Here is a 17,936-nt window from a genome sequence, read left to right as displayed (position 1 = left end):
CCATTGAACGCCCGCCCCCCGCCGCTGTCGCGCCGGAGACGAACGCCCGCCGTAACCCGCCCCGCGCCTGCGATGCCCCCGCCCGAACCCACCCCCGCACCGGCGACGACCCCCGCCACAACCCCCTGTCGCGCCGGGAAACCGGCAGGTAGAGTCCCATCCCGGCGGTGGTCCGGCCCCACCCGCACCGCCCGTTCTCCCCCCATCACCTGTGTCCCGTAGGTCCGGAAAGGGCCCCTCTCTCTGTGATGACTCGTACCCGGCTGAGCGCCCTGGCCACGACGGCCGCGCTCGCCGCATCCGGCGGTCTGCTCACCGCCGCCCCGGCCTCCGCGGCCGTCATCTGCGCCTCCCCCGTGTGGACGGCGCAGTACTTCGCCAACACCACCCTCACCGGCACCCCGAAGCTGACCGCCTGCGACAGCGCCATCGCCGAGAACTACGGCTGGGGCGACCCGGCCGGCGTCACCCTCCCCGCGGACAACTTCTCCGTCCGCTGGTCCGTGACCCGCGACTTCGGCTCCGGCGGCCCGTTCCAGTTCGCAGCCGAGGCGCAGGACGGCATCCGCGTCCACCTCGACGGCGTCCGCAGGATCGACCTCTGGAAGAACGTCTCCCTCACCCAGAAGAAGACCGTCTCCCTGACGATCCCGTCCGGCCGCCACACCATCCGCGTCGACTACGCGACCTGGACCGGCGCCGCCAACGTCAAGTTCACCTACGCGCCCCTCACTTCGGCGACCGTCGACAAGGTCCGCCCCCTCCCGCCGACCGGCGCGTCCGTCGCCTACGACCCCACGCTGAACAAGACCACCGTGAAGTGGGCGCCCAACAAGGAGATGGACCTCGCCGGCTACCGCCTCTACCGGCGCCTCCCCACCACCGCCTGGGCCAGGATCAGCAGCTCCACCGCCCTGATCACCGGCACCTCCTACGTCAACTACCCGCCCCCGACCGGCCAGTCGTACCTGTACGAACTCCGCGCCGTCGACCGGGCCGGAAACGAGTCCTGGGGCGGCACCGACCTGACCGTCGCGTCGGTCGACAGGACCCCGACCGCCGCCCCGGCCGGCGTCACCGCGACCGACGCCGTCACCGGCGTCGACCTGGCGTGGCAGCCGGTCGCGGGCGCGGTGAAGTACGCCGTGCACCGGCAGCGCACCGGCACCACCGACCCCGCCACCCAGGTCGCGACCGGCGTCACCGGCACGACGTGGCGGGACACCGGCGTCGCCGAGCGGACCGGCTACACGTACGGGGTCTCCGCCGTCGACGCCGCCGGGAACGTCTCCCCGCGGACCTCCGTCTCCGTCTCCCACGGCGACTACGCGCCCGCGGCGCCGACGGGCCTGACGGTGGAGGACGTCTCGAACGCGGTGCGGCAGCACATGCTGCGCTGGACCGCTCCGGCGGACACCGACGTGGTCTCCTACCGCGTCTACCGCAACGGCAGCCTGCTCGACACGTCCTCCTTCACCGCGTTCAAGGACATGCAGGCCGTCTGGCACGGCACGACGTACCGGTACACCGTCTCGGCGGTGGACGCGGCCGGCAACGAGTCGCCGCTCTCCGCCGAGGCCTCGATCACCACCGACGGCGACCTGATCGCCCCGGCGCCCGTCACCGGCGTCAGGGCGACCGCGCGCGAGGACGGCGTGCTGGTCGAGTGGGACGCGAGCACGGAGCCCGACCTCAAGCGGTACGAGGTCTTCAAGGCCGAGCGGTACGACGACGGCGACGGCGGCTACATCTGGCTCGCCCACCGCCTCCAGTACCTCGGCGAGGACACCACCTCGTTCCTCCACACCAGCCCCGCGGACGGCGAGACCGTCATGTACGGCGTGATCGCCGTCGACGACTGGGAGAACACCCTCCGCGTCGACGACCCGGGCCTGAACTGGTTCGAGGTCACCGAACTCGGCACGCCCGTCACCGAGTAGCGACCCAGGCGGCGGCCTCCTCCGGGGTCGCCGCCGTCGGGACGCCGTCGGGGACCGGGGGGCGGCGGACCACCACGACCGGGATGCCCGTCTCTCGGGCGGCCGTCAGCTTGGGGGCGGTCGCGGCGCCGCCGCTGTCCTTCGTGACGAGGACGTCGACGCGGTGGTGGCGTATCAGTCGCCGCTCGCCGTCGAGGGTGAAGGGGCCGCGGTCGAGGAGGATCTCGGTGCGGGCGGGCGTCGGCGCGTCGGGGGCGTCGACCGAGCGGACCAGGAACCACTGGGGGCAGGCCGCGAAGGCCGCGAGGCCCAGGCGGCCGGTGGTCAGGAAGACGCGGTCGCCTAGTCCGTCCAGGGCCCGGGCCGCCTCGTCGAGGGAGGCCACCGAACGCCAGTCGTCGCCGTCCCCGGGGACCCAGCCGGGGCGGCGGAGGGCGAGCAGGGGAACATGGGCGGTGGCGGCCGCCTCGGCCGCGTTGAAGCTGATGCGCTCGGCGAAGGGATGGGTGGCGTCGATGACCGCGTCCACGGCGTGCTCCCGCATCCAGCCGACGAGCCCGCCGACCCCGCCGAAGCCGCCGATCCGGACCTCGCCGACCGGCAGCCGGGGGCTCGCCACCCGCCCCGCGAGGGAGCTGGTGACCCGGACGCGGCCGTGCAGCAGCCCGGCCAGGGCGCGGGCCTCGGTGGTCCCGCCGAGAATGAGTACGTGCACAGGAGTTCCTTCGTGACGTCAGGCGGCGGGCGTGAGGCCCAACTCAAGCACACCGGTCTCCGCCCGGGATGGACGACCGGTGCCTGTGCGACGGCGGCGACGACCGCCGCGTACACGGCCCTGCTGACCGGGGACTTCCCCGACCCGGTGACGATCACGCTGCCGAAGGGGCAGACGCCGGCGTTCGCGCTCGCCGCCGAGTCCCTGACGGCCGGTTCCGCCATGGCCGCCGTCGTGAAGGACGCCGGCGACGACCCGGACGTCACCCACGGGGCGGTGATCCGCTCGACGGTACGGCTGCTGCCGCCGGGCTCCGGCGTGGTCTTCCGGGCCGGCGAAGGCGTCGGCACCGTCACCCTGCCGGGCCTGCCCCTGGAGGTCGGCGAACCCGCGATCAATCCCGTGCCCCGGCAGCTGATGCGCGAGCACGTCGCCGAGGTCGCGGCCCGGCACGGGGCGGCCGGCGACGTCGAGATCACCGTCTCCGTCGACAACGGCGCCGAGATCGCCCGCTCCACCTGGAACCCCCGGATCGGCATCCTCGGCGGCCTGTCGATCCTCGGCACGACCGGCGTCGTCGTCCCGTACTCCTGCTCGGCCTGGATCGACTCCATCCGCCGCGGCGTGGACGTGGCCCGCGCCGGCGGCCTCACGCACGTCGCCGGCTGCACCGGCTCGACCTCCGAGCGCACCGTGACGACGCTCTACGACCTGCCGGAGATCGCCCTCCTCGACATGGGCGACTTCGCGGGCGCCGTCCTGAAGTACATCCGCCGCCATCCCGTCGACCGGCTCACCCTCTGCGGCGGCTTCGCCAAGCTCTCCAAGCTGGCCGCCGGCCACCTCGACCTCCATTCCGCCCGGTCCCAGGTCGACAAGCCGTTCCTGGCCGGCCTCGCCCGCACCGGCGGCGCGTCCGAGGCCCTGGCGGCCGACATCACGACCGCCAACACGGGCCTCGCGGCCCTCCGCCTCTGCGAGGCCGCCGGCGTCCCCCTCGGCGACCTCGTGGCCGCCCGCGCCCGCGACGAGGCCCTCGCCGTCCTCCGCGGGGCCCCCGTCGCCGTCGACGTCGTCTGCATCGACCGCGCGGGAACCGTCGTGGGCCGCTCCTCGGTGGCGGGGCCGTGAGGGGGACGCCGACAACGAGAGCTGTTCGTTCCGGATCGTGTTCGTGCCGGATGCGACGGGGCGGGGCCTCGGGACGGAGGCGACCCGGCTGGTCGTCGGCTACGGCTTCGGGTCCCTCGGCCTCTACCGGATCTCCCTTGAGGTGTACGCGTTCAACCCCCGCGCCCGGCGGGCGTACGAGAAGGCCGGCTTCACGGCCGAGGGGGTCCTGCGCGGGGCGCTGCTCTGGGAGGGCGAGCGGGTGGACGCGACGGTGATGTCGGTGCCGGCGCCGGAGTGGCGGGCCACTCCGGCGCCGTGAGGGCGGTGCGGTCGTCCGTGACCGGTCAGTCCGCGACCGGGTAGCCGATCTCCGCGATGTCGTCCGCGAGGGCGGCGAGGTCGACGCCCGGGTTGAGGGACGCCACGACCTCGGCCGTCAGCGGGCGCAGCGCCAGGACGTGGCGCACGGCCTCCGGGTCGACCCGGGTCTCGTAGTAGTCGGACGCCCAGGTGGCGTAGGCCTCGGCCGAGCGGTCCACGAGCAGGTGGAGGAGGAGGCCGGAGCCGTCCGGGTCCTTGTGGTCCTCCAGGCCGGTGAACTCGACCGGGCCGGTGTGCCAGGCGGTGTCGGCGGGCTCGCGCCAGAGGCAGGCGGTGGTCACGTGGACCCCGTCCTCGTCGGTGAACGCGGGCTCCGTCAGGTACTCGCGGAAGGCCTCCGGGACCCCGTCGACGACGCCGGGCCAGGTCAGCCCGTCCGCGAGGGGCCCGAATGGGCTCATCGGCGACTCGTGGGCGAAGACGCGGGCGAACGCCCCGGCGGGGGAGAGGACGATCGTGTACTCGTCGCCCGATCCGTCCTTCATGGACGCCAGCTGCTCGGTCTCCGACCAGTGCGCGTCGAAGGAGTAGTACCGGCTCTCCCACTCCGGGCAGAGCACGGCCTCCAGCATGGCGAGCCCTCGGCTGTGGTCGCGCAGTTCCTCGATGCCCGGCAGCGCCCGGGCGACGTCGTAGACGGTCACGGACCCATTCAAGACCCTCGTACCGACGTGCGGGCACCGGGTCCCGAACCTAGGCTCGGCAGCGCAGGAAACCCTACGGAAAGGGAGGAGTCATCATGGCGAAGCGCGGCAACAAGAAGCGGGCCCGCAAGAAGAAGAAGGCGAACCACGGCAAGCGGCCCAATGCCTGAGTCGTGGCGATGACGGAGGCCGGACCCGTGTGGGGGTCCGGCCGTCGTCGTGTGCGGGGCCGTCGCGGTGCCGTCGGGCGGGGCGCCCGCCGGGGGGTGTCAGCGGGTGTGGCCGACGCGGGGCGTCCGCGGGCGTGGCCCGGGCGAGGGGCCGGCGGGTGGGGCGGTCGCGGCGGTGTCAGCAGGTGTGGCGGTCGCGGGCCGGGTCGTACAGGTGGCTGTCGCGGAACTCGGAGGCGGCGAGGGTGCGGCCGACGAGGATGACGGCGGTCTTGGTGATGCCGGAGGCCTTCACCTGGTCGGCGATGTCCTCCAGGGTGCCGCGCAGGACGAGCTCGTCGGGGCGGCTGGCCATGGCGACGACGGCGGCGGGGCAGTCGACGCCGTAGTGGGGGACCAGCTCGGAGACGATGCGGTCGACGTAGCGGGCGCCCAGGTGGAGGACGAGCAGCGCGCCGCTGCGGCCCAGGGTGGCGAGGTCCTCGCCCTCGGGCATCGGGGTGGCCTGCTGGGCGATGCGGGTGAGGATGACGGTCTGGCCGACGGTCGGCACGGTCAGTTCCCGCTTGAGCGCGGCGGCGGCCGCCGCGAACGCCGGGACGCCGGGCACGACCTCGTAGGGGATGTCGAGCGCGTCGAGGCGGCGCATCTGCTCGGCGACCGCGCTGAACACGGACGGGTCACCGGAGTGCAGCCGGGCCACGTCGTGGCCGGCCTCGTGGGCGCGGGCGATCTCGGCGACGATCCGGTCCAGGTCGAGCCGGGCCGTGTCGATCAGGGTGGCGTCCGGGGGGCACTCGGCGAGCAGCTCGGTGGGGACGAGCGAGCCGGCGTAGAGGCAGACGCCGCACTTCGCCAGGGTCCGCGCACCGCGCACGGTGATGAGATCGGCCGCGCCGGGGCCCGCTCCGATGAAGTAGACGGTCATGCTTCCTCTTCCCTGGTGTCGGAACCCTTGGTCGCGGCGGCCGCGGCGGCGGCGGTCACGGAAACGGAGCCCTCGGTCGCGGCGGCCTCGGTCCCGGCGTTCTCGGTCGCGCCCTTGGTCACGGACCACTGTGTGACGGGCATCGCCTGGCGCCAGCCGGTGAAGCCGCCGACGGGGACGGCGGTGGAGACGGCGAGCCGGACGAGTTCGCCGCCGTGGCGGCGGTAGCGGTCGGCGAGCAGTGCCTCGGATTCGAGGGTCACGGTGTTGGCGACGAGCCGCCCGCCGGCCGGGAGCGCGTCCCAGCAGGCGTCGAGGAGGCCGGGGGCGGTAAGGCCGCCGCCGATGAAGACGGCGTCGGGGGCGGGCAGCCCGGCGAGGGCGGCGGGGGCGGGGCCCGTGACGATCCGCAGGGCGGGCACGCCGAGCGCGTCGGCGTTGCGGGTGATGCGGGCGGCGCGCTCGGGGGACTTCTCGACGGCGACGGCCCGGCAGGAGCGGTGGGTGCGCATCCACTCGATGCCGATGGAGCCGGAGCCGCCGCCGATGTCCCAGAGGAGTTCGCCGGGGGCGGGTGCGAGGGCGGCGAGCGTGGCGGCCCGCACGTACCGCTTGGTGAGCTGGCCGTCGTGTTCGTACGCCTCGTCCGGGAGGCCGGGCGTCGCGCCGAGCCGCAGCGCGCCCGGGTCGCGTACGCAGTCCAGGGCGAGGACGTGGAGGGCGTCGGTCCGCTCGTGCGGCCAGTCGGCGGCGGTGGCGTCGAGGGTCCGCTCTCGGGGGCCGCCGAGCTGTTCGAGGACCCGGACGCGGGTGCCGCCCCAGCCGGTGGCGCGGAGGTACGCGGCGACGTCGGCGGGGGTCCCGGGGCCTTCGCCGAGGACGAGGACCCGGCGTCCGGGGTGGAGGACGGCGGCGAGGGCGCCGAGCGGCCTGGCCACGAGCGACACGGTCTCGACGGCCTCCAGGGCCCAGCCGAGGCGGGCGCAGGCGTACGAGACGGAGGACGGGTGGGGGTGGACGCGCAGGCGGTCGGCGCCGACGGTCTCCGCGAGGGTGCGGGCGATGCCGTAGAACGACGGGTCGCCGCTGGCGAGGACGGCGATCGCGCGGCCCTCGTGGGCGGCGAGCAGGCCGGGGACGGCGGGGCGGAGCGGGGTGGGCCAGGCGATCCGCTCGCCGCCGCACGCGGCGGGGTCGAGGAGGTCGAGCTGGCGGGGGCCTCCGATGAGGACCTCGGCGTCGCGCAGGATCCGGCGGGAGTTCTCGGGGAGCCCGTCCCAGCCGTCCGCGCCGATCCCGACGACCGACACCACCGATATCGCAGCGTTCACGTCGGGGACTTTACGTGAGGCGTCGGCGGGGCTTGCCGCACGGTCACTTCTGTGCGTTCTGCCCCACGTGGAAGAGGAGCCAGACGAAGCCCGCGAAGGCGTGGGTGGCGAAGACGTACACGAAGACGCGGAGCATCACGCCCCGCTCCTTCCAGCGCTCGTTGTCGTACGTCTCCTCCGTCATGCCGTCCAGGGTACGGCCGGGAACAAGCCGGGGGGTCGCGCCGTTGGACGTGATGGTTTAAGATTCAACCAACAAGCCGTGAGGCACCGCACCGCGAGAGGTGAGCACGATGCAGTTCGGGATCTTCACCGTCGGCGACGTGACGACCGACCCCACCACCGGCCGCACCCCCACCGAGCACGAGCGCATCAAGAACACCGTCGCGATCGCGCTCAAGGCCGAGGAGGTCGGACTCGACGTCTTCGCGACCGGCGAGCACCACAACCCGCCGTTCGTCCCGTCCTCCCCCACCACCCTGCTCGGGCACATCGCCGCCCGGACCGAGAACCTGATCCTGTCCACCTCCACGACCCTGATCACCACCAACGACCCGGTGAAGATCGCCGAGGACTACGCGACCCTCCAGCACCTCGCCGACGGCCGCGTGGACCTGATGATGGGCCGCGGCAACACCGGCCCGGTCTACCCGTGGTTCGGCCAGGACATCCGCCAGGGCATCCCGCTCGCCATCGAGAACTACGCGCTCCTCCACAAGCTGTGGAGGGAGGACGTGGTCGACTGGGAGGGCAGGTTCCGCAGCGCCCTCCAGGGCTTCACCTCCACCCCGCGCCCCCTCGACGGCGTCCCGCCGTTCGTCTGGCACGGCTCCATCCGCTCCCCCGAGATCGCCGAGCAGGCCGCGTACTACGGCGACGGGTTCTTCGCGAACCACATCTTCTGGCCCAAGCAGCACACCGAGAAGATGGTCCGCCTCTACCGGCAGCGGTACGCCCACTACGGCCACGGCACCGCCGAGCAGGCCATCGTCGGCCTCGGCGGACAGGTCTTCCTGCGGAAGAACTCGCAGGACGCGATACGGGAGTTCCGCCCGTACTTCGACAACGCGCCGGTCTACGGCCACGGCCCGAGCCTGGAGGAGTTCTCCCGGGAGACCCCGCTGACCGTCGGCTCCCCGCAGGAGGTCATCGAGCGCACCCTCTCCTTCCGCGACTACGTGGGCGACTACCAGCGCCAGCTGTTCCTGGTCGACCACGCCGGACTGCCCCTCAAGACCGTCCTGGAGCAGCTCGACATCCTCGGCGAGGAGGTCGTCCCGGTGCTGCGCAAGGAGTTCGCGAACCTGCGCCCGGCCGGAGTCCCCGAGACCGCCCCGCTCCACCCCGCCGTCACCCGCACCACCGAGGAGGTCTGACGCCATGCAGACGTCGAAGCTGGTCGCCGTGTCCGCCGGACTCAGCGCGCCCTCCTCCACCCGGCTGCTGGCCGACCGGCTGCTCCAGGCCGCCCGCCACCGGCTCGCCGAGCAGGAGTACGCCGTCGACGTCCAGGTGGTCGAACTGCGCGACCTCGCCGTCGACATCGCGAAGAACCTCGTCACCGGTTTCCCTTCCGAGAAGCTGCGGGAAGCCATCGACACGGTGACCGGCGCCGACGGCGTCATCGCGGTGACCCCGGTCTTCACGGCCTCGTACAGCGGTCTGTTCAAGTCCTTCTTCGACCTGATCGACCCGGCGGCGCTGACCGGCACCCCCGTCCTCATCGGGGCGACCGGCGGCACCGCCCGCCACTCCCTGGTCCTGGACCACGCCCTGCGGCCGCTCTTCGCCTACCTGCGTGCCCCGACCGTCCCGACCGCCGTGTACGCGGCCTCGGAGGACTGGGGTTCGGGCGGCGACGAGACCTCCTCCCAGCGGTACGGGGGCGACGGCCTGCCGTCCCGGATCACCCGGGCCGGCCGCGAACTGGCCGAGGCGGTCGCGGCGCGGCCGTCCAGGACGGTCGACGAGGACGAGATCGTCCCCTTCGAGCGCCGGCTGGCCGATCTGCGCCTGGACTGACCCCCGTCGTGCGGGGCGAGGCCGCCGGCGCGGACGAGTCCGCCCGTCCGGCGGCCGGACACCGCGTCCGGCGGCCGGACACCGCGTCCGGCCGCCGCACGCCGTGCGCCCCTCCGCCGCCGGACGCATGATGCCCTCATGGACATCAAGCTGGAACTGATCGGCGTGCCCGTCACCGACATCGACCGGGCCAAGGCGTTCTACGAGCGGGTCGGGTTCCACACCGACCACGACATCCCGGTGAGCGAGGACATCCGCTTCGTGCAGATGACCCCGCCGGGCTCGGCCTGCTCGATCGCCTTCGGCAAGGGCATCACGGAGATGGCGCCGGGCTCCCTCGACAACATGCAGGTCGTCGTCGCGGACATCGAGGAGGCCCACGCCGACCTCACCGCCCGGGGCGTCGAGGTCGGCGCCATCGACGACCTGCCGTGGGGCTCGTTCGTCTACTTCGCCGACCCGGACGGCAACCGCTGGGCGGTCCAGCAGACCACCCCGCGCAGCACCTGAGACCCGGACGGCCCGCGCCCTACCTGCGGTTGTAGAGCCGCATCGTCACCGCGCCGAAGACGACCGTGAACAGCACCGACCAGCCCAGCGTCCAGGCGATGTCGGCGCCCGGCCACCCGCCCGCCATCAGCTCCCGCACCGACGTGGCCAGATGGGTCACCGGGCTGTTGTTCACGAACGCCTGGAGCCAGCCCGGCATCGTGCCCGGGTCGACGAAGACGTTGGACAGGAACGTCAGCGGGAAGATCACCATCATCGAGACGCCCATGACGGACTTCTCGCTGCGCAGCAGCAGGCCGAACATGGTCCAGATCCACGAGAACGCGAACGAGAACACCAGCAGCAGCACGACCCCGAGCGCCACGCCGACAACACCGCCGTCCGGGCGGTAGCCGATGAGCATGCCGACCGTCAGCATCACGGCCGAGGCGATCAGATAGCGCACGACGTCGCCGAGGAGATAGCCGACCATCGGCGCGGGCCGCCAGATCGGCAGCGTGCGGAAGCGGTCGAACACGCCCTTCTCGATGTCGGTGTTGACGGAGATCCCGGTGTACATCGTGATCATCACGACGCTCATCACGAGGATGCCGGGCAGCAGGAACTGGACGTACGAGGAGACCGAACCGGCCAGCGCGCCCCCGAAGAGGTACGTGTACATCAGCACCATCATGATCGGGAAAGCCGTCACGTCGAACAGCTGCTCCGGCACGTGCTTGATCTTGAGCATGGCCCGCCAGCCGAAGGTCATCGAGGCGGAGAGGGCGCTCGGGCGCGGCGGGCGGGAGTGTCCGACGAGCAGGGCGGCGAGCTCGTCGGCCCGGGGGGCGACGAAGTCCGCGGTGTCGGCGGCCCGTTTGTCCTTGCCGGTGGTGACGGTGGTCATGCCGTCGTTTCCTTCCTGTCCGTCAGGGCCAGGAACACCTCGTCGAGGCTGGGCTGTCCGAGCGCGAAGTCGTCGACGGTGATGCCGGCCCGTGCCAGCTCCGCGAGCGCCCGCGCGGCCTGCTCGGCGGCGCCGAGGTCGGTGCCGTGGCCGTCGACGGCGGCGGTGAGCGCGACCGGGTCGGGGTCGAGCTGGACGCCGGCCCGGAGGGCCTCCCCGAGGACCCGCTCGGCATCCGGGCGCTGCCCGGGGTCCCGGAGCCGCACGTGCACCGAGCCGGAGCCGACGGATGCCTTCAGCTCGCCCTTGGTGCCCTCGGCGATCACCTTCCCGTGGTCGATGACGGCGATGCGGGAGGCCAGCCGGTCCGCCTCGTCCAGGTACTGGGTGGTGAGCATGACGGTGGTGCCCTGGGCGACCACCGCGCGGACGATGTCCCAGACCTGGTTGCGGCTGCGCGGGTCGAGTCCGGTCGTGGGCTCGTCGAGGAAGAGCAGGTCGGGGGTGTTGAGGATGGACGCGGCGATGTCGATGCGCCGCCGCATGCCGCCCGAGTAGTTCTTGACCTGCCGGTCGGCGGCCTCCTCCAGGCCGAAGGCGGTGAGCAGCTGCGCGGAGCGCTCGCGGGCGGCGGGGCGGGTGTGGCCGAGGAGCCGGCCGAGGAGGACGAGGTTCTCGGTGCCGGTCAGGTCCTCGTCGACGGAGGCGTACTGCCCGGTGAGGCTGACGCGGCCGCGCACGGCGTCGGCGTCCTCGACGACGTCCTTGCCGAAGACGCTGGCCCGGCCCTCGTCGGGGCGGAGCAGGGTCGCGAGCATCTTCACCGCGGTGGTCTTGCCGGCGCCGTTGGGTCCGAGGACCCCGTAGACGGTTCCGGCCGGGACGCGCAGGTCGACTCCGTCGACGGCGCGGGTCGTGCCGAAGACCTTGACCAGGCCCTCGGTCTCGATGGCGAGGTCGGTCATCCCGTCTCCTCCCGGAGGCCGCTCCTCCCAGTCTCCGTCGGGCCGCGCGGTCCCGCCAGGCCGGGCGGGGGGCGCCGCGGGGCGCCGGTCGGGCCCGTGGGTCCGGCCGGCGCCCCGGGAGCGGGAAGGGGGGCCGGTACGGTCAGTACGGCGCCGGGCGGCCCTGCGCGTCCTCGTGCGTGTAGAACATGTAATAGGCACCGGCCGTGTTGACCGCGCCGAAGGCGAGTCCGAGGCCGCTGGAGGACAGGATGCTGGCGTCGGAGAGGCTGAAGAGGAAGCCGACCGCGATGCCGGACAGGGCGCCCCACGCGGCGGCGCGCGGTTCACGGCGGAGGGCGCGGCCGTGGCGGTGGAGCGTGCGGATCGCCACCGCGAGGACGATCGCGGAGATCAGGCCGAGCCACAGCTGTCCCAGGGTGGTCGGGCCGCCGTGCCTGGCGATGGTGGACGCGTAGAGGCCGTAGAGGACGCCGACGGCGACCGGGCCTCCCCAGCCGTGGGTGCTGATCCGGCGCCCGGCGGGCGCGGCTGCGTGTGCGGCCATGGCAGGAGCTCCTTCGTCTGTCGACCCCCTGGTTCCCGCATCCTCCAGGGCACACCCGCGCCCGACGGGCCGCAAGTGGATCAGCCGGCGGGCCGTACGGCGACGGCGTCGACCTCGAACAGCATCCCCGGCAGGGCGAGCCTCGCGACCCCGCTGAGGGTCTGGGCGGGGAGCCGCTCGCCGAAGTGGGCGTGCAGCGCCTTGCCGAGCACCTCCAGCTTGGCGAGGTCGTGGTCGACGACGTACGAGCCGAGGCGGACGACGTGCTCGAAGCCGAGGCCGACGCCCTCCAGCACGCGCGCCAGGCGGTCGAACGACAGGTCGACCTGTGCGGCGAAGTCACCGGGGACGGGCGCGCCCGTCGAGTCGGAGGCGTACTGCCCGCCGATGAAGACGAGTTCGCCCGGTGCGGAGACGGCGTGGCCGTATCCGAAGGGCGTGGGGTCGTGGAGCGTCGTGGGGTTGGTGATGACCCGGTGATCGGTCGGGGCGGCGGTCGGGGCGGTGGTCGTCTGGTCGGTCATGAGTGATCGTTCCTTCCGGGGACGGCGGCCGCCTCACGGGCGGCCTGGGAAGCGTGCGCCAACTGGACATGCGGTATCCGGAATCGAGCACACCGGTCGCGTCAGGCGTGTGCGAACCACTGCCGGATCCGTTCGGGCGCCGCCGGCGCCTGGAGCTCGGCCCGTTCCCGTACGTCGTCCAGGGTCTGGGACACGAGCTCGCGCCGCCAGGCCAGTTCGGCCCGGCCCATGGCGCCCGCGATGGCGCACTCGGCGGCGTACGAACCGGACGGTCCCGCACCGGGGCCCTGCTGCCGGATCTCGGTGCACCGGAAGGCCTCGTCGGGGCCTTCGACCGCGGCGACGACGTCCATGAGCGTGATCCGGTCCAGGCCGCGCGCCAGCCGGAAACCGCCCTTGGGGCCGGAGATGGAGGTGACGATGCCGGCCCGGGCGAGCGCCTGGAGCTGCTTGTTGAGGTAGGCGGCGGGCAGTTCGTGGTACGCCGCGAGGCGTGCGGCCGGGACCGCGCGTTCGGGCCCGATCCAGGCCAGGTTCAGGCAGCTGTGCAGGGCCCATTCCACGCCCTCGCTCATCTTCATAACCTGGACTCTACATATCCAGGATATGGAGGGCAAGGAAGGGGATGCGACGCCCGTCCCACGCCCGTGACACGACGGCGAAGCCTCCGTCGCACAAGATCCGTAACTTTGTTCACGCAGCCCGCCGAACCTCCAACGGCCCCACCCGAACGAGCAGACGGCATGCGGCTCTCCTCTTCCGCGCCCGCCGCGCAGCACGCGACCCGGACCGGCACCGGGGCCGCCGCCCAGACCTCCGTCGTCCCCGAGGGCGCGGTCGCCGCCGGTCCGGAGCCGGTCGCCGCCGACCACTCCCTCGCCTTCGCGGGCGGCGCGGCCCTGGCGGGAGCGGGCGCGGCCGGTGTCGCCCTGACCCTGTTCCGCCGTCGCGGAACCGCCGCCTGACCTCGTACGCCCGCGCGTCGGGCGAGACACCCGCTGAACGACCGGCCCCCGGGGGACCGGTCGTTCAGCCGTGCTCGGCCGCCAGGTCCGCGAGTCGCGTCAGTGCGGCGTCGAGGACGGGGCGGGGCGGGGAGGCGAGTCCGACGCGGACGGCGCCGGGTGCCGTGCCCGGGCCGACCGCGAAGGCGCTGCCCGGCGTGACCGCCACGCCCGCACGGTCGGCGGCGGCGGCCGTGAAGGTCTCGGCCCGCCAGGGCGCGGGCAGTTCCCACCAGCAGTAGTACGCGTGCGGGGAGGTACGGAGGACGAAGCCGTCGAGACGGCGCAGGACCAGGGCGTGCCGGGCCTCCGTCTCGGCCCGCTTGGCGGCGACCGCGTCGGCGACCGTACCGTCCCCGGCCCAGCGGGTGGCGGCCGCGAGGGCGAGGCCGCCCGCCGTCCAGGCGCCGGAGCGCAGCGCGTCGGCGACGGTCGCGCGCAGCCGGCCGGGGACCACGAGGTAGCCGACGGTCAGGCCGGGGGCGAGCCGCTTGGAGAGGCTGTCGACGAGCAGGACCCGTTCGGGGGCGTGGGCGGCGAGCGGCGCGGGCGCGTCCGGCACGAGGAAGGCCCAGGTGGTGTCCTCGACGGCCGTCAGGTCCAGGTTCCGCAGCAGCTCGGCCAGTTCGGACCGACGTCCCTCGCCGGCGGTCGCGGACAGCGGGTTGTGCAGCGTCGGCTGGAGGTAGACGGCGGCGAGCGGTGCCGCCCGGTGGGCGGCCGCGAGCGCCTCGGGCCGTACGCCCTCCGCGTCCAGGGCGAGCGGCACGAGACGGATGCCGAGACGCTCGGCGACCGCCTTGACCAGGGGATACGTGAGCGCCTCGACGCCCAGTCGGCCGCCGGGCGGGACGAGCGCGGAGAGCGCGGCGGCGATCGCCTGCCGGCCGTTCCCGGCGAAGAGGACGCGCTCGGGGTCGGGCGCCCAGCCGGGCCGGGCGAGTACGGCGGCCGCCGCGTCCCTGGCCTCGGGGGTGCCGGTCGCGGCGGCCGGGCCCGAGACGGCCTCGGCGAGGACGTCGGGCCGGGCGAGCGCGGCGAGCGCGCGGGCCATCAGCTCCGACTGGCCTTCGGCGACCGGGTAGTTGAGCTGGAGGTCGACGGGTGCCGCACCGGTCGCCTCGGCGAGCGCGGGACCGGGCAGCGGGGGCGCGGCCCGGACGAAGGTGCCCCGCCCGACCTCCCCGACGACCAGGCCCCGGCGGGCGAGTTCCCCGTACACCCGGATCGCGGTCGAGTTCGCGATGCCGTGGCGGCGGGCGAACACCCGCTGCGGCGGCAGCCGGTCGCCCGGCCGCAGCCGGCCCTCGCGCACGGCCGTCTCGACGCGGTCCGCGATCCGCCGGTACTCCTCCATCCGGAGACCCCCTCTCCCCGGCCGCGGGGCCCCGCACCACGACCATTGCACCGAGAGCAAAGATCTTATTGCACCGAGCCGGCGGCACTGCCTAGCCTTCGGACATGCCCACCGCCGAAACCCACGCCACCCACGTCTTCTACGAGGACCGGGGCACCGGCCCCGCCCTCCTCCTCGTCCACGGGCACCCCTTCGACCACACCATGTGGCAGCCCCAGATCGACCGCTTCTCCCGCACCCACCGGGTGATCGCCCCCGACCTGCGCGGCTACGGCAACACCCCGCTCGGCGCCATGACCCACTCCACCGGCCTCGGCGAGTTCGCCGAGGACCTCGTCGAACTCCTCGACGCACTGCGCATCGAGGACTGCGTCCTCGCCGGCCTCTCCATGGGCGGCCAGATCGCCATGGAGCTCTACCGCCGCCACCCCGAGCGCGTCCGCGGCCTCGTCCTCGCCGACACCTTCCCCGCCGCCGAGACCGAGGACGGCAGGAAGGCCCGCAACGCCATGGCCGACCGCCTGCTGCGGGAGGGCATGGACGGGTACGCCGACGAGGTCCTGGACCGGATGGTCGCCCCGTACAACACCCACGCCGCACCCCACGTCCACCGCATGATGCGCGCCACCGACCCGGTCGCCGCGGCCGCCGCCCTGCGCGGCCGGGCCGACCGCCCCGACTACCGCGAGACCCTCGCCGCCGCGACCGTCCCCGCGCTGGTCGTGGTCGGCCGGGACGACACCTACACCCCCGTCGCGGACGCGGAGGAGATGCACGCCCTCCTGCCCGACTCCACCCTCGTCGTCGTCGAGCGGGCCGCGCACCTGCCCAACCTCGAACGCGCCGAGGAGTTCGACGCGGCGCTCGCCGCGTTCCTCCACTCACTCGTTCGGCCCAGCTGAAAGTTCGCGATCGTACAAACGCTCCGACGATGGGGCCATGAGCCAGAACAGCGCACCCCGCAAACCCACCCAGCCGAGCACCTCCGGCTCCTGGGCCGCCGGAGGCACCCTCTTCGCCGGCGTCCTCATGCTGGTCACCGGCTTCATGGACATCTTCCAGGGCATCGCCGGCATCGCCGAGGACGACGTCTACACCCGCGTCGGCGACTACGTCTTCAAGTTCGACCTCACCACCTGGGGCTGGATCCACCTCATCCTCGGCGTCATCATCGCCGTCGCCGGATTCGGCATCCTCAAGGGCGCCGAGTGGGGCCGGGTCGCCGGCATCTGCCTGGCCTCGCTCAACGTCCTCTTCCAGTTCCTCTTCCTGCCCTACCAGCCGTGGTGGGCGCTCTTCTCCATGGCCATCTCGATCTTCGTGATCTGGGCCCTCGCCACGGACGACGCGTACGGCCGCGACGAGAAGTACTGAAGGGCCGGCCCATGACCCTCAGGAGACGCGCCACGGGTCTCGCGCTCGCCCTCGCCACCGGCACGACCCTCGCCCTCACCGGCTGCGACGCCGCCAAGGACACCGCCGGCGACGTCATCTCCTCCGCCACCGCCGCCGTCGCCTCGGCCGCCGAGCAGAAGATGAAGGAGATCAAGGACGGGGTCAACGCCGGCGGCGACGTCAAGGCCGGCCCGACCCGTGTCGACGGGGACCGCACGGTCGCCGAGATCACGGCGACCAACCCCAAGGACAAGACCGCCGACTACACCGTCATGGTCAACTTCCGCGACGGCGAGGGCAACCTCCTCGACTCCGTCGTCCTCGGCATCGACGGCGTCGCACCGGGAGAGCCCAAGTCCGGCACCGCCCGCAGCAACCGGACCCTCACCGGCGACACCACCGCCGAGATCGCCCAGGCCCTGCGACACTGACCTTCGTGGACCGAGCCCTTGCCTCCGTACCCGCCCCCGACCCCACGCCGGACCCCGCACCGCCGTCCGCGCACGTGACCACCGCACCGGCGGCCCCCGCGCCGCCGCCCCTCCGGCCCAGGCACCGCTTCGGCGCCTGGGCCGCCGGGCTGCTCCTCGTCGTACCCGCCGTGGTCACCGGCTGCCGGCTGCTCGACACCGACGCGGTCACCCCCGTCCCGCAACTGCTCGCCCTCCTCCCCTGGCTCGCCGTCCCCGCCGCGCTCGCCGTGCTCCTCGCCGCCGCGGCACGCCACCGCGCCCTCACCCTCCTCGCCGTCGTCGTCCTCGGCGCCACCGCCTGGAGCTCCCTCCCCCACACCCCGCGCACCGTCATCTCCCACGGCCTGCCGCTCGCCCGGGTCAAGGTCATCGCCTCCAACGTCGAATTCGGCCAGGGCACCGGCGCGCTCACCGAGATCATCCGCCGGGAACACCCCCGGATCGTGTTCGTCTCCGAATGCGACCGCGGCTGCGGACAGGCGCTGACCACGGCCTTCGCCACCGAACTCCCCCACCACGCCGCCGTAGAGGCCGACGGATCCGCCGGTTCCGTCCTCCTCAGCGCCTATCCGCTCGCCGCCCCCGCGACGATCCCCGCCACCATGGGAATGCCCGGCGCCACCGCCGAGATCGCCGGCGTACCCGTACGCCTCCAGCTCGCCCACCCCATGCCGCCGCTGGCCCACCAGGTGCCGCTGTGGAAACGCGAACTCGGCCGGGTCGCGGACGCCGCCGCACGACGGACCGGCCCGACGCTCGTCGCCGGCGACTTCAACGCCTCCCAGGACCACGCCGCCTTCCGCGCGATCCTCGACGCCGGCCGCCTCCACGACGCCGCGCGTTCCGCGGACGCGAGCCGCACCCCCACCTGGCCGGTGGAAGGCCCCCTCCCGCCGTTCGTCCAGATCGATCACGTCCTGGTCAGCGACGAGTTCAGCGTCCGCGACGTCCGCTTCCTCCACGTCGCCGGCTCCGACCACCGCGCCGTCCTCGCCGATCTCGACCTGCGCGGCCCGCGCTGATCCGCCACG

General features: G+C 73.5%; 22 protein-coding genes and 1 pseudogene. 12 read left to right on the top strand and 11 right to left on the bottom strand.

Annotated features, from left to right (window positions below):
• The first annotated feature begins 248 nt into the window (after window positions 1-248).
• Window positions 249-1,940, top strand: a complete 1,692-nt coding sequence (locus tag AC067A_RS13180) for a PA14 domain-containing protein (RefSeq protein ID WP_478618636.1) — start codon at window positions 249-251, stop codon at window positions 1,938-1,940.
• On the opposite strand, the gene AC067A_RS13175 is transcribed toward AC067A_RS13180, so the two are convergent.
• The gene (locus AC067A_RS13175; RefSeq protein WP_478618633.1) at window positions 1,930-2,655 is read right to left on the bottom strand and encodes a cobalt-precorrin-6A reductase; all 726 of its coding nucleotides are present in this window, start codon (window positions 2,653-2,655) and stop codon (window positions 1,930-1,932) included. The genes AC067A_RS13180 and AC067A_RS13175 overlap by 11 nt on opposite strands.
• Before the next feature lie 12 nt (window positions 2,656-2,667).
• On the opposite strand from AC067A_RS13175, the gene AC067A_RS13170 reads away from it, so the two are divergent.
• Both AC067A_RS13170 and AC067A_RS13165 read left to right on the top strand, forming a co-directional pair.
• Entirely contained in the window at window positions 2,668-3,786 is a 1,119-nt protein-coding gene (locus tag AC067A_RS13170; RefSeq protein WP_478618630.1) for a cobalt-precorrin-5B (C(1))-methyltransferase, read from the top strand.
• 4 nt (window positions 3,787-3,790) lie between these two features.
• Window positions 3,791-4,087: pseudogene (locus tag AC067A_RS13165) on the top strand (GNAT family N-acetyltransferase); the annotation flags it as partial.
• A gap of 25 nt (window positions 4,088-4,112) precedes the next feature.
• Here the strand turns inward: AC067A_RS13165 and AC067A_RS13160 are convergent.
• Complete coding sequence (locus tag AC067A_RS13160; protein ID WP_478618627.1) at window positions 4,113-4,793, bottom strand: hypothetical protein; 681 nt, start codon at window positions 4,791-4,793, stop codon at window positions 4,113-4,115.
• A gap of 95 nt (window positions 4,794-4,888) precedes the next feature.
• Here AC067A_RS13160 and AC067A_RS13155 point away from each other — a divergent pair, with 95 nt between their 5' ends.
• Complete coding sequence (locus tag AC067A_RS13155) at window positions 4,889-4,963, top strand: 50S ribosomal protein bL37 (RefSeq protein WP_099895366.1); 75 nt, start codon at window positions 4,889-4,891, stop codon at window positions 4,961-4,963.
• 178 nt (window positions 4,964-5,141) lie between these two features.
• Here AC067A_RS13155 and cobM read toward each other — a convergent pair whose 3' ends face one another.
• From cobM to AC067A_RS13140, 3 genes are read right to left on the bottom strand one after another with little or no spacing between them, the layout of a single operon-like run.
• Window positions 5,142-5,891 carry a precorrin-4 C(11)-methyltransferase gene (gene cobM, locus AC067A_RS13150; RefSeq protein ID WP_478618624.1) on the bottom strand — a complete coding sequence of 250 codons (750 nt, stop codon included), beginning with the start codon at window positions 5,889-5,891 and terminating at the stop codon, window positions 5,142-5,144.
• Window positions 5,888-7,222 (bottom strand): precorrin-6y C5,15-methyltransferase (decarboxylating) subunit CbiE, encoded by a 1,335-nt coding sequence (gene cbiE, locus AC067A_RS13145; RefSeq protein ID WP_478618621.1) that lies wholly within the window; start codon window positions 7,220-7,222, stop codon window positions 5,888-5,890. Before cbiE ends, cobM begins: the two co-directional genes overlap by 4 nt.
• A 43-nt stretch (window positions 7,223-7,265) precedes the next feature.
• Window positions 7,266-7,406: a DUF6126 family protein gene (locus AC067A_RS13140; RefSeq protein WP_478618619.1), complete on the bottom strand. Its 141-nt coding sequence runs from the start codon at window positions 7,404-7,406 to the stop codon at window positions 7,266-7,268.
• Between the two features lie 109 nt (window positions 7,407-7,515).
• Between AC067A_RS13140 and AC067A_RS13135 the strand changes: the two genes are divergently transcribed.
• From AC067A_RS13135 to AC067A_RS13125, 3 genes are all read left to right on the top strand, one after another.
• Window positions 7,516-8,598 carry an LLM class flavin-dependent oxidoreductase gene (locus tag AC067A_RS13135; protein WP_478618616.1) on the top strand — a complete coding sequence of 361 codons (1,083 nt, stop codon included), beginning with the start codon at window positions 7,516-7,518 and terminating at the stop codon, window positions 8,596-8,598.
• A 4-nt stretch (window positions 8,599-8,602) separates the two neighbouring features.
• Window positions 8,603-9,244 carry an FMN reductase gene (locus tag AC067A_RS13130; RefSeq protein ID WP_478618614.1) on the top strand — a complete coding sequence of 214 codons (642 nt, stop codon included), beginning with the start codon at window positions 8,603-8,605 and terminating at the stop codon, window positions 9,242-9,244.
• Between the two features lie 138 nt (window positions 9,245-9,382).
• The gene (locus AC067A_RS13125; RefSeq protein WP_478618611.1) at window positions 9,383-9,754 is read left to right on the top strand and encodes a VOC family protein; all 372 of its coding nucleotides are present in this window, start codon (window positions 9,383-9,385) and stop codon (window positions 9,752-9,754) included.
• Window positions 9,755-9,773: 19 nt separating this feature from the next.
• On the opposite strand, the gene AC067A_RS13120 is transcribed toward AC067A_RS13125, so the two are convergent.
• From AC067A_RS13120 to AC067A_RS13100, 5 genes are all read right to left on the bottom strand, one after another.
• On the bottom strand, window positions 9,774-10,640 hold the full coding sequence (locus tag AC067A_RS13120) for an ABC transporter permease (RefSeq protein WP_478618608.1): 867 nt from the start codon (window positions 10,638-10,640) through the stop codon (window positions 9,774-9,776).
• Window positions 10,637-11,605 carry an ATP-binding cassette domain-containing protein gene (locus AC067A_RS13115; RefSeq protein WP_478618605.1) on the bottom strand — a complete coding sequence of 323 codons (969 nt, stop codon included), beginning with the start codon at window positions 11,603-11,605 and terminating at the stop codon, window positions 10,637-10,639. Before AC067A_RS13115 ends, AC067A_RS13120 begins: the two co-directional genes overlap by 4 nt.
• 142 nt (window positions 11,606-11,747) lie before the next feature.
• Complete coding sequence (locus AC067A_RS13110) at window positions 11,748-12,152, bottom strand: hypothetical protein (RefSeq protein WP_478618603.1); 405 nt, start codon at window positions 12,150-12,152, stop codon at window positions 11,748-11,750.
• An 80-nt stretch (window positions 12,153-12,232) separates the two neighbouring features.
• The gene (locus AC067A_RS13105; protein WP_478618600.1) at window positions 12,233-12,676 is read right to left on the bottom strand and encodes a RidA family protein; all 444 of its coding nucleotides are present in this window, start codon (window positions 12,674-12,676) and stop codon (window positions 12,233-12,235) included.
• Window positions 12,677-12,777: 101 nt separating this feature from the next.
• Window positions 12,778-13,251, bottom strand: a complete 474-nt coding sequence (locus AC067A_RS13100; RefSeq protein ID WP_478618800.1) for an RrF2 family transcriptional regulator — start codon at window positions 13,249-13,251, stop codon at window positions 12,778-12,780.
• A gap of 168 nt (window positions 13,252-13,419) precedes the next feature.
• Here AC067A_RS13100 and AC067A_RS13095 point away from each other — a divergent pair, with 168 nt between their 5' ends.
• On the top strand, window positions 13,420-13,641 hold the full coding sequence (locus tag AC067A_RS13095; protein ID WP_478618597.1) for a hypothetical protein: 222 nt from the start codon (window positions 13,420-13,422) through the stop codon (window positions 13,639-13,641).
• 64 nt (window positions 13,642-13,705) lie between these two features.
• Here AC067A_RS13095 and AC067A_RS13090 read toward each other — a convergent pair whose 3' ends face one another.
• Entirely contained in the window at window positions 13,706-15,037 is a 1,332-nt protein-coding gene (locus AC067A_RS13090; RefSeq protein WP_478618594.1) for an aminotransferase-like domain-containing protein, read from the bottom strand.
• Between the two features lie 104 nt (window positions 15,038-15,141).
• Here AC067A_RS13090 and AC067A_RS13085 point away from each other — a divergent pair, with 104 nt between their 5' ends.
• Genes AC067A_RS13085 through AC067A_RS13070 form a run of 4 tightly spaced genes read left to right on the top strand, consistent with a single transcriptional unit; the run spans window position 15,142 to window position 17,927 of the window.
• Window positions 15,142-15,939: an alpha/beta fold hydrolase gene (locus AC067A_RS13085; RefSeq protein WP_478618591.1), complete on the top strand. Its 798-nt coding sequence runs from the start codon at window positions 15,142-15,144 to the stop codon at window positions 15,937-15,939.
• A gap of 37 nt (window positions 15,940-15,976) precedes the next feature.
• Window positions 15,977-16,411, top strand: a complete 435-nt coding sequence (locus AC067A_RS13080) for a DUF7144 family membrane protein (RefSeq protein ID WP_478618589.1) — start codon at window positions 15,977-15,979, stop codon at window positions 16,409-16,411.
• A gap of 11 nt (window positions 16,412-16,422) precedes the next feature.
• Window positions 16,423-16,863: a hypothetical protein gene (locus AC067A_RS13075; RefSeq protein ID WP_478618586.1), complete on the top strand. Its 441-nt coding sequence runs from the start codon at window positions 16,423-16,425 to the stop codon at window positions 16,861-16,863.
• Window positions 16,864-16,868: 5 nt separating this feature from the next.
• Window positions 16,869-17,927 (top strand): endonuclease/exonuclease/phosphatase family protein, encoded by a 1,059-nt coding sequence (locus AC067A_RS13070; RefSeq protein ID WP_478618584.1) that lies wholly within the window; start codon window positions 16,869-16,871, stop codon window positions 17,925-17,927.
• Window positions 17,928-17,936: the final 9 nt, after the last annotated feature.

The organism is Streptomyces sp. NPDC043176 (assembly GCF_056436715.1).
The sequence above is the reverse complement of the archived record's forward strand: the minus strand, read 5'-3'. Positions and strand labels throughout refer to the sequence as shown.

What these genes read in the sequence shown, in the direction of transcription:
- AC067A_RS13100 (WP_478618800.1), bottom strand. Translation starts at nt 13,251, where the DNA reads ATGAGCGAGGGCGTGGAATGGGCCCTGCACAGCTGCCTGAACCTGGCC.
- AC067A_RS13125 (WP_478618611.1), top strand. Translation starts at nt 9,383, where the DNA reads ATGGACATCAAGCTGGAACTGATCGGCGTGCCCGTCACCGACATCGAC.
- AC067A_RS13130 (WP_478618614.1), top strand. Translation starts at nt 8,603, where the DNA reads ATGCAGACGTCGAAGCTGGTCGCCGTGTCCGCCGGACTCAGCGCGCCC.
- AC067A_RS13110 (WP_478618603.1), bottom strand. Translation starts at nt 12,152, where the DNA reads ATGGCCGCACACGCAGCCGCGCCCGCCGGGCGCCGGATCAGCACCCAC.
- AC067A_RS13105 (WP_478618600.1), bottom strand. Translation starts at nt 12,676, where the DNA reads ATGACCGACCAGACGACCACCGCCCCGACCGCCGCCCCGACCGATCAC.
- AC067A_RS13180 (WP_478618636.1), top strand. Translation starts at nt 249, where the DNA reads ATGACTCGTACCCGGCTGAGCGCCCTGGCCACGACGGCCGCGCTCGCC.
- AC067A_RS13135 (WP_478618616.1), top strand. Translation starts at nt 7,516, where the DNA reads ATGCAGTTCGGGATCTTCACCGTCGGCGACGTGACGACCGACCCCACC.
- AC067A_RS13080 (WP_478618589.1), top strand. Translation starts at nt 15,977, where the DNA reads ATGAGCCAGAACAGCGCACCCCGCAAACCCACCCAGCCGAGCACCTCC.
- AC067A_RS13075 (WP_478618586.1), top strand. Translation starts at nt 16,423, where the DNA reads ATGACCCTCAGGAGACGCGCCACGGGTCTCGCGCTCGCCCTCGCCACC.
- AC067A_RS13140 (WP_478618619.1), bottom strand. Translation starts at nt 7,406, where the DNA reads ATGACGGAGGAGACGTACGACAACGAGCGCTGGAAGGAGCGGGGCGTG.
- AC067A_RS13095 (WP_478618597.1), top strand. Translation starts at nt 13,420, where the DNA reads ATGCGGCTCTCCTCTTCCGCGCCCGCCGCGCAGCACGCGACCCGGACC.
- cobM (WP_478618624.1), bottom strand. Translation starts at nt 5,891, where the DNA reads ATGACCGTCTACTTCATCGGAGCGGGCCCCGGCGCGGCCGATCTCATC.
- AC067A_RS13120 (WP_478618608.1), bottom strand. Translation starts at nt 10,640, where the DNA reads ATGACCACCGTCACCACCGGCAAGGACAAACGGGCCGCCGACACCGCG.
- AC067A_RS13085 (WP_478618591.1), top strand. Translation starts at nt 15,142, where the DNA reads ATGCCCACCGCCGAAACCCACGCCACCCACGTCTTCTACGAGGACCGG.
- AC067A_RS13090 (WP_478618594.1), bottom strand. Translation starts at nt 15,037, where the DNA reads ATGGAGGAGTACCGGCGGATCGCGGACCGCGTCGAGACGGCCGTGCGC.
- AC067A_RS13115 (WP_478618605.1), bottom strand. Translation starts at nt 11,605, where the DNA reads ATGACCGACCTCGCCATCGAGACCGAGGGCCTGGTCAAGGTCTTCGGC.